This is a genomic window from Gelidibacter maritimus (assembly GCF_014062315.1).
GTDB lineage: Bacteria > Bacteroidota > Bacteroidia > Flavobacteriales > Flavobacteriaceae > Gelidibacter > Gelidibacter maritimus.
This window is the reverse complement of sequence record NZ_JACGLT010000003.1, coordinates 278,058-290,279: the sequence shown is the minus strand read 5'-3', so window position 1 is coordinate 290,279 and position 12,222 is coordinate 278,058. Positions and strand designations below refer to the sequence as shown.

Sequence of the window (12,222 nt, the reverse complement as noted above, 5' to 3'; positions counted from 1 at the left end):
ACACCATTAACCATATATTATGAACCAACAAAAATCCTATCGTTCCTCCTTTATATTATTGACCATCTTATTTTTCCTATGGGGATTTATAACCGTTTTGGTAGATTCGCTTATTCCCCGACTTAGAGAATTATTTACGCTTACATATTTTCAGGCGGGCATGGTTCAGTTCGCTTTTTTTGGTGCTTATTTCTTACTCTCCATTCCGGCGAGTTATATTTTGACTAAAATAGGCTATAAAAAAGGGATTATTTTAGGATTATGTACTATGGCCGTGGGCTGCCTACTATTCTATCCGGCAGCATCCTACCGAATATTTGGAATTTTCATGGTGGCCTATTTTATATTGGCGGGCGGAATTACCATTTTACAAGTAGCTGCCAACCCATATGTTGCCGTTTTAGGTTCTGAAGATGGTGCCTCTAGCCGTTTGAACCTTTCTCAAGCCTTCAACTCCTTAGGAACGGCCATTGCACCTATAATTGGCGCTATGTTTATTTTAAGCGATAAGATTAAAACAACTGAAGAAATTGCGATTCTAACGGATTCTGAAAAAGGTCTTTATTTGGCAACAGAAGCATCTGCTGTTCAAAAACCATTTCTGGGATTGGCTATTTTCATTTTTATTATTGCAGGAGGTTTCTTTTTCGCAAAACCCCCAAAACTGATCAATGAAACGACGGTTGGATCTTATAAAGATGCATTAAAGCAAAAAAACCTCGTTATGGGAATTATTGGCATCTTCTTTTATGTAGGTGCCGAAGTAGCCATTGGGAGCTATTTGGTCAATTACTTTTTAGACATGAATATGGTGGAGGTCATTAAACAGAATGGCTTTATGAGATCTATTGTAGATACTATTCTCAGTACAGGCATGACCGAAAGTGACAACAAAGCCATTGTTGGTGTTTTTGTAACCTTCTATTGGTCTGGCGCTATGATTGGCCGGTTTGCAGGAGCGTATTTAACCAAGATTATTAAACCAGGAAAAGTATTGGGAATTTTTGCGAGCATTGCTATCACATTAATTTTAATATCTATTAGCACCACCGGTTTAGTCAGCATGTGGAGTATTTTAGCGGTCGGATTGTTCAACTCAATCATGTTCCCAACTATTTTTACGTTGGCTATTGATGGCATCGGGTCTTTGAAGCCAAAAGCGTCAGGGATGTTATGTACAGCAATTGTCGGAGGTGCAGTCATTCCACCAACGTTTGGTTTTCTAACCGATCAAATCGGATTTAAATCGGCATTGTTTTTCGTTATTTTATGCTATGCCTATATTTTTTACTACGGACTTAGAAATAGTAAAAAGCAGGTGAGTATTTAATATTAAGGCGATGAGCTTTATAGGTTGCATTATAAATAGGGCCTGCCTCCCATAGTGGTGGGCCGCTTATTTTATTGCGTTTGCTAACATCTTATGTTGCCATAAAATTCAAACTGAAAACCGAAGAATAGACTTCAAACCATTTCTCAAAACCATTTCAAAGTCAAGTCCACCAATTTTTGTTTAAAATTGGAATATGGTGGCAACAAAAAATCTGTCGCTCCAAAAGTATGTTGTTTCATCATAGCGCGTCGATTGGAAAAAGCTTCAAATCCATAAAACCCATGGGCTTTTCCAATACCACTGTTATTACTGCCTCCAAATGGTAAATTATGATTCAAAAACTGGATAAGGTTATGGTTTACACAGCCACTTCCAGCACGTGTGTTATTCATAATAAAATCTACATTCTTTTTAGATTTACTATAGATGTACAAGGCCAGAGGTTTTTCTTTGGAATTGATATAAGACACCATCTCTTCAATGTTTGAATAAGTTTTTACAGGAAGAATTGGTCCAAAAATCTCATCGTTCATCAACTTAGAGTCTTCTGGCATATCAAAAATCAACGTGGGTTCAATATAGTTATCGTCTCCATTATAACGGCCTCCTGAAGTAATATCACTCTTGTTTTGTTTTGCCTCCTCAATATAAGATACCAATCGATTAAAATGCTTAGGGTTGACAATTCTGGAATAGGAAGCTGAGTTTTCTGGCTTTTCCGAATAAAATTCTGCGATTTTAGATTTGAAGAGTGTCGTAAATTCAGTTTTCAACTCGGCTTTTAAAAGCACATAATCAGGCGCAATACAAGTCTGTCCTGCATTGGTGAATTTTCCATAAATAATTCTTTTGACCGCTGTTCCAAGATTGGCGGAATCATCAATTATTGTAGGAGACTTTCCTCCTAACTCCAGAGTTACGGAAGTTAGATGCTCTGATGCCGCTTTCATTACAATTTTACCAACCTGAGGTGAGCCCGTAAAAAAGATATGATTGAAAGGGAGTTTCAAGAGCTCCTCTGACACCTCAACTTCACCTTCAATAAGAGCGACTTCATTTTCATTGAACAGATCTTTTACGATATCGGCCATAACGCCTGAGGCATTAGGTGTCATTTCAGAAGGTTTTATAATAACCGTATTTCCCGCTGCAATAGCGGAAACCAACGGTCCGAAAGTGAGATTGATCGGAAAGTTCCAGGGAGAAATGAGCAAGCACACCCCTTTAGGCTCATATTTAATATAAGATGACGCGCCAAGCAAGGCCATTGGTGTGTCTACTTTTTGATGCTTTAACCAAGACTTCAGGTTGCTTTTGGCGAATTTTATTTCGCTAAGCACTGGATAAATTTCCGTAAGATCAGTCTCCAAAAAAGGTTTTTTAAAATCGGCATACATCGCCTCCCTGATTTTATCTTTATAGGTAAACTCCAAGGCTTTTTTAAGCGCTTCCAGTTTTCTGATGCGTTCTTTATAGGTGGAATTTCCAATTTTAAACTGATTGTCCTTTTGTCGATTGAACAAGCTGATGAACTCATTATCTATATATTGCGTCATTGGTCACAAACGTATTTAGTGGGCTGCGCGCCTCATTTATGTATTTCATCGATGATTTTTGAGTAGAATTTCATATCAACCGTTTATCGATGTTTTATATCTAATATATTATATTTTATTCACATTCTGTTGTTTCTTTGTGTTAACGATTAATCCAAACCCCCTCTGACATCATGAAAAAACTTATAATGCTTATTGCTTTAATTGTTTTACCAATAGTGTCTTTTAGTCAAGACATGTCCAAAGCTCAGGTAAAACAGAATGACATCATTACCATTAAAGCGGTTACAATTGAGCAAATTATAAACAGCAACACAGCTATTGCAATTGTTACCAAAAACGAAGTGACCAACTTAAGCTACAAAAAGAGCATTGAACTTATTAGTATTAAAGCCTACAGAAAAAGCCTTCAAATTAGAACAAAAGAGGTTAAGATCTGTTAAATAGATATTTCTAAATTATCCATTACTTATAATTAGCCATCGGGGTATTTCTAAATTTGAAATGCCTCGATTTTTTTTAACGAGGTACGGAAGACGCTGATCTAACAATTGATGCTGTTTTGGAGACAATTTCACACAGCCGTCTTAAAAATATGGACGATTAGGAACTAAACTTATTTTTATAATACACTTTTTGCCATTCGCGCTGTAGAATTAGTAAGGTGACATTTTCCGCCAACTGTATTGCATCATTCCCATCCAATTGCTTTATTTTTTCTTCAGAAACATCAACAATATATAACAAGTTCAGATAGTCCATGAACTTATGCTGAATAAGACGATAAATTTCTTCGTGCAAGAGCAACTTTAAACTTGTTGGCAATACCTCCACATCAAATTCCAAATCTACATTTGCCAAGGCCAAATCTTTATTGAGTTGCCCCACTAGTTTGCCATACAGTTCCCATTTATTGGCTTCATCCATCAAGTCGTCAAAGGTTTTTAGGTCTTTCATTAAAAAATGTTCCAATTGGGTTATTTAAATAGGATGTTAGACTCTTCTGTTCATTAAATCATCGCCAAAAATTTTCAGCGCTTCCTTTTTATTTTCAGGAATAGATAGTTTGTCCAGTACCGTAAATGCCTTTTTTGTGTAATTTTCTATTTCCTTACGCGTGGCATCTGCAGAACCACTGGTCTGAAAAATTTGCTTTACCGTTTCTATTTTATCTGAGGGGTCTGATGGTGTGATTCCAAATAAATGTTGTAGCTCTAATCGGTCGTCTTCATTAGAAAACTCTAAAGCCTTAATGAAAAGGAAGGTTTTCTTATTTTCAATAATATCACCACCTACTTGTTTGCCAAAAGTTTTCGGATCGCCAAAAGCATCCAAATAATCATCTTGGAGCTGGAAAGCTATGCCCAATAGACGTCCAAATTCATAAATATAATTCTGATCCTCTTTCGAGGCAGAAGCCACTATGGCACCCATTTTCATTGCGGCTCCAACCAATACGGCAGTTTTAAATTCAATCATTTTAAGATATTCAGCGACAGACACATCCTCTCTAGTTTCAAAATCCATGTCGTATTGCTGACCCTCACAAACTTGAAGTGCCGTTCTACTGAATAATTTGGCCAGGTCTTGAAAGGTGTTGGCATCATAGCGTTCAAAAAGCTGATAGGCCAAAATCAGCATGGCATCTCCAGATAAAATACCAGTGTTGACATCCCATTTCTCATGAACTGTTGGTTGGCCACGGCGCAAGGGTGCCGTATCCATAATATCATCATGAATCAGAGAGAAGTTGTGAAAAATCTCAACACTCAAAGCAGCATCGAGAGCGTTTTTATACCAATCGCTAAAAGCTTCGGCAGTCATTAAGGTTAAAATGGGCCGCAAGCGCTTTCCCCCTAATCCTAATATATAAAGAATAGGATCATATAGTGAGGCCGGCTCCTTTGATTGGATGTTTTCTTCTAAATAGGAAACAAACGCAGAGTGGTAATGAGAAATTTTTTGCATGAGACAAAAATAACACAAATAGCCGAAGGAAAACGAACCTAAAAATTATTATTAAAAATATATTAAACTTTGGAAACTTTTTTGGTTTTTTAAGTTTCCTGTTGTATTTTCGCCGCCGATTATGCGAGAAAAAATTATAGATAAAGCTACAGAATTATTTTTGACCCTTGGGTTCAAGAGTGTGACTATGGATGATATTGCCAACGAACTTGGTATTTCCAAGAAAACCATTTATGTGCATTTTGAAAACAAGACCAAATTGGTGGAGTCCACAACGTTAGAAATGTTTGAGCTTATCTCCCATGGTATTGATTGCATTTGTCAATTACAGAAAGATCCTATTGAGGAAATCTATGACATAAAGCAACTTGTGATGGAGCACTTAAAAAATGAAACATCGTCGCCCTACCATCAATTACAAAAATACTACCCTAAAATTTTCAATTCACTAAGGTCCAAACAATACCATTTGATGGAAGAATGTGTTGCAGACAATTTAAAGCGTGGTATTGCCCTTGGTGTGTATCGAGAGAATTTAGAAATCGACTTCATTTCAAAGATGTATTTCACCTCCATAATGGCATTAAAGAATAAGCAACTATTTCCGTTAAAAAATCTCTCTATGACCTCTCTAATGAACCTTTATCTGGAATATCACGTTAGGGGCATTTGCACGCCAAAAGGTCTGGAAGCTCTTCAAAAAATCATCAACACTCAAGTCTAATGAGAAACACGTTTTATACACTTTTATTGATCCTTGTCCCATTTTTTGCCATCTCGCAGGAGGTTCCAACAACATTCAGTTTGCAGGAAGCCATTGATTTTGCTCTTAAAAACAACCGAAGGGCCATCAATTCACAGCGGGATATTGAAGCTGCAAAAGCACAAAAATGGGAAACAACCGCCAGTGGCTTACCCCAAATAAATGCTTCAGTTGACTATCAAAATTTTCTGAAACAGTCGGTTCAAGTAATTCCAGCTGAGTTTTTTGGCGGAACCCCTGGAGAGTTTGCAGAGGTCATTTTTGGTACCAAGCAAAATATGAACGCCACCGCAACCTTAAGTCAGCAAATTTTTGATGGTTCTTATTTGGTAGGTTTACAGAGTGCCAAAGTCTTTTTGGAAATCTCACAGAACGCCAATACTAAAACAGAATTGGAGGTGAGAAAAGCCGTAATCAACGCTTACGGCAATGTCTTGATGGCCGAAGAAACGGTTCAAATTTTAGAACGGAATGTACAGGTACTCCAAAAAAACCTTAACGAAACCACTAAAATATTTGAAAACGGATTGGAAGAGGAAGAAAGCGTGGAGCAGCTTCAAATTACACTTTCAGGTATTGAAAGTAATCTGAATAATGCGAGCAGAATGAAAACCTTGGCTTACCAAATGCTCAATATGACCCTTGGTTTGGAAATCAATTGGCCGACTATTATAACCGATGATTTGGAGCGATTAACTGAAGCGCACATTTCCTTAGGTCTGCTGGACACTGAGGTCCAAGTTGAAAACACCATTGATTATCAAATTGCAGAGAACGACAAAGTTTCAAAGGAGCTTTTAGTGAAGCTAGAAAAGAGCAAGGCCCTCCCTACGCTCACCAGCTTTATCAACGGCGGATATTCGGCTTATTCGGATGAATTCAGTTTTATGGACAAAGACCAAAAATGGTTCGGGTCTTCACTTTTTGGGGTCAGTCTTAACATCCCAATTTTCAGTTCTGGAATGCGCAGTGCAGCTACACAACGTGCACAGATCAATTTAGAAAAAGCAAAAACCGATCTTATTGAAAAAGAACAAAACATTCAATTTGAGATTGCAGCTGCAAAAAGCGATTACCAATTCGCCATTGAAGATTATGACAATAAAAAACAAAATTTAAAGCTTGCTGAGCGTATTGAAGCAAAAAATCAAATCAAATTTTTTGAAGGTATTTCGTCCAGTTTTGATTTGCGGCAAGCACAAACGCAATTATATGCTGCACAGCAAGAACTATTACAAGCCATGTTGGACGTGATAAATGCGAAGGCTGAACTGGAGACGGCCTTGAATGTGGTAAACGATTAAAAAAATAAAGGAGTTATAGTGTTGAGGAGTTTAAATTGAAGTCTAAACAGATCAATCCTCAAAAAACATAACAACCAAATAATACAATTATGAAAACATTTTCTTTTGAAAAATTAAAAGTTTGGCAGAAAGCAAGAGAGCTGTCTAAAGTAATTCATAAAACCACCAAACATTTTCCAGAAGATGAATGTTTTGGGTTAAGTAATCAAATGCGTCGGTGTTCAATTTCAATGTCGTTCAACATTGCCGAAAGAACCGGTAGACACTCAAATAAGGATAAAGCACGTTTTACCGAAATTGCTTACGGCTCTGCCCTTGAATTATTGAATCAGTCAATTTTATCCAATAATTTGGGATTTCTGTCTGATGATCTTTATAAAGAAATAAGACACTATCTCACAGAGATCACAGCCATGCTGGATGCTCATTACAAATTACAATCAAAACAATACAAGTCAATTTCATAAAGACCCATACGTTGCTATTTTTTTTGCTTTACACAAAAACTTTTAAACCCATAAACTCCCACCTCATAAATTTAAAAAACATGAAATACATACTCACCATACTCACCTTTAGCATCCTACTGACCTCCTGTGGTGATGGAAAAAAGAACACGGTTGAAAAAGCATTGGAGAGCAATGACCTTGAGACCATCAGAAAAAAAAGAGCTGAACTTGTAGATGAACAGCAGGTGCTTCATGATAAGATTGTGCGGCTTGATAAAAAGATTTCTGTTTTGGACACTACTAAAAACGTTCCACTTATCACGACCTTCAAAGCTACGCCAGAAGAGTTTAACCACGTATTGGAGCTGCAGGGTAATGTAACTACAAAAGATTTAATGACTATTACCCCGGAGTATAATGGCATTCTTACCAATGTGTACGTCAAAGAAGGGCAATGGGTAAACAAAGGCCAATCACTCGCTAAAATTGACGATGGTGGATTAAGCCAACAATTGGCGCAACTGCAAATTCAAGCCGATTTAGCCCAAACCACTTATGAGCGTCAAAAACGATTATGGGATCAAGAGATTGGAAGTGAAATTCAATTTTTACAAGCAAAATCCAATTATGAAGGACAAGTGGAAGCGGTAAACCAATTGAAACAACAAATAGCAAAAACTATTGTCAAAGCGCCTTTCTCGGGAACCATTGATGCTGTGATAACAGAACAAGGTAGCGTGGTTGCGGCGGGGCAAACACAATTAATGCGGATTGTAAACCTGAATAATATGTATATTGAAACTGAGGTTCCGGAACGTCACCTCAGTACAATTACCGTAGGAAAAAATGTGGAGGTCTTTTTCCCAATTCTCGGTAAAACCATCAATACTAAGGTGCGTCAAACCAGTAATGTCATTAACCCTTCCAACAGGACATTTAAGGCAGAAATTGCCATCCCTAATAAGGACAACGTATTCAAACCCAATCTCACGGTACGTCTCAAAATCAACGATTATACCAATGAAGATGCGATATTGATTCCACAAAGCATTATTTCTGAGAATGCCGAAGGAGAGCAATATGTTTATGTTGTAGAGGACAAAAATGATAAAAACCAAGGCACTGCTCATCGTGTTATCATAAAAACCGGACGTGCCCAAGGTGATCTTATTGAAGTTATGGAAGGTATAGAGAGCAATGCCGAATTGATTCAAGAAGGTGCAAGAAGTGTCAAAGACGGACAAACCGTGGAAGTATTAATCATAGATAATAATAGGAATGACTAAAAAGAATAAACGCATGGAAAAGGAATTTGGCTTGTCTTCATGGGCAATTACCAATAAGACAACCATGTACGTGCTGATTGCGGTGATTTTCTATTTAGGAATTTCCGCGTTCTTTAGTATGCCGCGAGAGAGCTTCCCGGAGGTCAATATCACTAAAGTTTTTGTGAGTTCTATTTTCCCTGGAAATACTGCAGAGGACATTGAAAAACTCATAACAGATCCGCTAGAAGACCGATTAAAAACTTTAAGTAATGTTGTGGAGATTACCTCAACATCGCAAGAAGACTTCTCTATGGTGGTGGTGGAGTTTGATGAGAACATTACAGTTGAACAGGCCAAGCAAAAGGTCAAAGATGAAATAGACAGTGAGACCTCCAGTGAAGATTGGCCAACCTTTAACGACGCAAAGGTTGTTCCTGATGTTTTTGAAATGAGCCTCTCTGAAGAAATGCCGATTCTGAATATCAATATTTCAGGCGATTATACGGTGGAAAAACTCAAAGAGTTTGCCGAATACTTGCAGGATGAAATTGAAGATATACAAGAAATTAAAAAAGCAGACATTCGTGGTGCCCAAGAAAAAGAGATTGAAGTGGCGGTGGATATCTATAAAATGATGGCTTCACAAGTTACTTTTAACGATATTATTGGCGGTATCAAAAATGGGAATGTCACCATGTCGGCTGGAAATTTAATTGCCAGTGGCCAAAGACGTACCATACGTATTTTGGGTGAAATTGATGCGCCACACGAGTTAGAGAATTTCGTCATAAAATCAGAAGATGGTAACGCCATTTATCTTAAGGATGTGGCTACCGTTACGTTTCAGGAAGAAGACAAAACCACCTTTGCTCGCGAGTTTGGGGATCCTGTAGTGATGTTGGACGTTAAAAAACGTGCCGGAAAAAACATGGTGGATGCGGTAGAGCAGATTAAGGTGATTCTTGATAAAGCTCAGACCGACGTGCTCCCTACAGACCTTAATATTTCTATTGCCAACGACCAATCTTCCGTAACCATCGGGCAGGTTGAAGACTTGGTCAACAACATTATTTTTGGGGTCATCTTGGTGGTCACGGTATTGATGTTCTTTCTAGGGTTTAAGAATGCCATTTTTGTCGGATTTGCAATTCCGATGTCGATGTTTATGTCCCTAATGATCTTAAACATGTTAGGTCACAGCTTGAATACGATGGTTCTTTTCGGATTGATTATGGGTCTCGGAATGTTGGTTGATAACGGAATTGTGGTGGTTGAAAATGTCTATCGCCTCATGGATGAAGAAGGCATGACCCGTGTAGAGGCCGCAAAAAAAGGTATTGGGGAAATTGCATTTCCTATTATTATTTCAACGGCTACAACCGTTGCAGCCTTTATTCCATTAGGATTATGGCCAGGGATTATGGGTGAATTTATGATGATTCTTCCCATTACCCTATCGGTAGTTCTCGGATCTTCACTGTTTGTTGCTATATTTTTCAACTCCGTATTGGTGTCGCAATTTATGAGCATCGAAGATAAAAACATGCCATTAAAACGGATTATCATTACAACAAGCGTGATGGCCATTCTCGGGTTGATCGTATTTTTGGTAGCTGGCGAGTACCGTGCGCTCGGATCGTTAATGGTGTTTACGGCCATTATGCTTTGGGTCTATCGCTTTTTCTTGAGAAAATGGGCCAACAGCTTTCAAAATAGTACATTGGTCAAATTAGAAAATTGGTATGAACGTCAACTACGCAGTGCGCTTTCCGGGAAGATGCCATACATATTGAGTCTCGGAACTTTTGCGCTGTTGATTTTAGCGTTTATAGGGTTTGGTGCCTCTTTAAATGCCAAACGTACCAAGGTAGAATTTTTTCCTGACAACAAACCCAATCAAATCATTGTATATATTGAATACCCACAAGGTACGGCCATTGAAAAAACCAATGCCATCACAAAACTGATTGAGAAACGTGTTTATAATGTTATCAATGATGAACAATACCGTGAAGGCGATTATAATTTCATGGTAGAAAGTGCTGTATCCCAAGTTGGGGAAGGTGCCGGAGACCCTCAAGCCGATATGGGCTCTGCTGCCGAAATGCCTCATAAAGCAAAGATTACCGCCTCTATGCGCGAATACAAATACCGAAATGGTGCTGACAGTGAGCTACTACGCCAAAAAGTTCAGGAAGCCTTGGTGGGCATCTACCCTGGGGTGTTGATATCTGTAGAAAAAGATGCCAATGGCCCACCTGTAGGGGCACCGATCAATATTGAAATTGAAGGAGAAGATTACAACGAATTGATTGCTGTTGCTGAAAATATGCGCGAATTTATAAACAATAAAAACATTGCGGGTATTGATGAACTTAAAATTGATGTCAATAAAGATAAGCCTACAATGCGCGTCATCATCGATCGTGAAAAAGCAGGTGAACTTGGTGTCAGCGCCGCTCAGATTGGACAGCAACTGCGAAACTCCATATTTGGTGCAAAAGCGGGCATCTATAAAGAAGCAGGTGATAATTATGATATTTATGTGCGCTTTAACGAAGAGAACCGTTACAATCTAAATGCGCTTTTCAACCAAAACATTACTTTTAGAGATAATAAAGGTCAGATAAAAGACATTCCATTATCCACACTTATTAAATATGAAAATACGTCAGGGTTTAGTGCCATTAAACACAAGGCCACCAAGCGTGTGGTTACCGTTTATTCCGCACTAACTCCAGGTTATACCGATGCAGGTGCCATTGTAGCTCAAATTCAGAATGAAATGAAAAGCTACGAAGGAATGCCCGAAAATATCAAAATTGATTATACGGGCCAGATTGAAGAACAAGAAAAACAGATGACATTTTTAATCGGTGCTTTTTTAACGGGACTTGGTTTAATTTTCTTTATTCTGATTTTCCAATTCAACTCTATATCAAAACCTGCCATTATCATGTTGGCCATATTCTTAAGCCTTATTGGTGTGTTTGGTGGTATTGTAATTACAGGAAGTGCCTTTGTGATTATGATGACCATGGTAGGGATTATTTCCTTAGCAGGGATTGTGGTGAATAACGGCGTTGTTCTTTTGGATTATGCCGAATTGCTGATCGATCGTAGAAAACACGAACTCAACCTTGATAAGAGTGATTATTTAGAAACTGATGATCTTTTTGAAAGCGTTGTAAAAGCTGGGAAAGCACGTTTACGACCTGTTTTGCTAACAGCGATAACTACTATTTTAGGTCTAGTGCCATTGGCTATTGGTCTAAATATTAATTTCTTTTCATTGTTCAAAGAGTTTGACGCCGATATCTATATGGGTGGTGACAACGTTGTTTTCTGGGGGCCATTGGCTTGGACAGTGATTTATGGATTATTGATTGCAACCTTTCTTACTTTGATCGTGGTGCCGATTTTATTCTTTTTGGTGACCAAATTAAAAATGTGGTTGCAGGTTAAAATTAAATCGGTCAATAAAGACCTGAATCAGGAATTGGCAGAATAGTGCCTATAATAAATAATATCATAGACCAACGGGCACTGTCCTGTTGGTCTTTTTTTATGGTTCGAATTAA

The 12,222-nt window shown here is 38.1% G+C and carries 10 protein-coding genes; 7 read left to right on the top strand and 3 right to left on the bottom strand.

The genetic code is table 11. From position 1 onward, the window contains the following. Positions 1–19: 19 nt before the first annotated feature. Positions 20–1,330 carry a sugar MFS transporter gene (locus H3Z82_RS05690; RefSeq protein ID WP_182203522.1) on the top strand — a complete coding sequence of 437 codons (1,311 nt, stop codon included), beginning with the start codon at positions 20–22 and terminating at the stop codon, positions 1,328–1,330. 146 nt (positions 1,331–1,476) lie between these two features. On the opposite strand, the gene H3Z82_RS05685 is transcribed toward H3Z82_RS05690, so the two are convergent. Then, positions 1,477–2,889 carry an aldehyde dehydrogenase family protein gene (locus tag H3Z82_RS05685; RefSeq protein WP_182203519.1) on the bottom strand — a complete coding sequence of 471 codons (1,413 nt, stop codon included), beginning with the start codon at positions 2,887–2,889 and terminating at the stop codon, positions 1,477–1,479. Positions 2,890–3,062: 173 nt separating this feature from the next. Between H3Z82_RS05685 and H3Z82_RS05680 the strand changes: the two genes are divergently transcribed. Next, complete coding sequence (locus tag H3Z82_RS05680; protein ID WP_182203501.1) at positions 3,063–3,332, top strand: hypothetical protein; 270 nt, start codon at positions 3,063–3,065, stop codon at positions 3,330–3,332. Positions 3,333–3,492: 160 nt separating this feature from the next. Here the strand turns inward: H3Z82_RS05680 and H3Z82_RS05675 are convergent, their stop codons facing one another. Continuing rightward, positions 3,493–3,846 (bottom strand): hypothetical protein, encoded by a 354-nt coding sequence (locus tag H3Z82_RS05675; RefSeq protein ID WP_182203498.1) that lies wholly within the window; start codon positions 3,844–3,846, stop codon positions 3,493–3,495. A gap of 36 nt (positions 3,847–3,882) precedes the next feature. Continuing rightward, a complete protein-coding gene (locus H3Z82_RS05670; protein ID WP_182203496.1) occupies positions 3,883–4,857 on the bottom strand; it encodes a polyprenyl synthetase family protein in 975 nt (324 codons plus the stop codon). 121 nt (positions 4,858–4,978) lie between these two features. Here H3Z82_RS05670 and H3Z82_RS05665 point away from each other — a divergent pair, with 121 nt between their 5' ends. The 5 genes from H3Z82_RS05665 to H3Z82_RS05645 all read left to right on the top strand — a co-directional run bounded on the left by H3Z82_RS05665 (position 4,979) and on the right by H3Z82_RS05645 (position 12,152). Further along, positions 4,979–5,581 carry a TetR/AcrR family transcriptional regulator gene (locus H3Z82_RS05665; protein WP_182203493.1) on the top strand — a complete coding sequence of 201 codons (603 nt, stop codon included), beginning with the start codon at positions 4,979–4,981 and terminating at the stop codon, positions 5,579–5,581. Beyond that, the gene (locus H3Z82_RS05660; protein ID WP_182203491.1) at positions 5,581–6,924 is read left to right on the top strand and encodes a TolC family protein; all 1,344 of its coding nucleotides are present in this window, start codon (positions 5,581–5,583) and stop codon (positions 6,922–6,924) included. Before H3Z82_RS05665 ends, H3Z82_RS05660 begins: the two co-directional genes overlap by 1 nt. An 89-nt stretch (positions 6,925–7,013) precedes the next feature. Continuing rightward, on the top strand, positions 7,014–7,391 hold the full coding sequence (locus H3Z82_RS05655) for a four helix bundle protein (RefSeq protein ID WP_182203488.1): 378 nt from the start codon (positions 7,014–7,016) through the stop codon (positions 7,389–7,391). An 80-nt stretch (positions 7,392–7,471) separates the two neighbouring features. Next, positions 7,472–8,659, top strand: a complete 1,188-nt coding sequence (locus tag H3Z82_RS05650; protein WP_182203485.1) for an efflux RND transporter periplasmic adaptor subunit — start codon at positions 7,472–7,474, stop codon at positions 8,657–8,659. Then, positions 8,652–12,152, top strand: coding sequence for an efflux RND transporter permease subunit (locus tag H3Z82_RS05645; protein ID WP_182203483.1), 3,501 nt, complete (start codon positions 8,652–8,654; stop codon positions 12,150–12,152). The genes H3Z82_RS05650 and H3Z82_RS05645 overlap by 8 nt, the downstream gene beginning before the upstream one ends. Positions 12,153–12,222 lie beyond the last annotated feature (70 nt).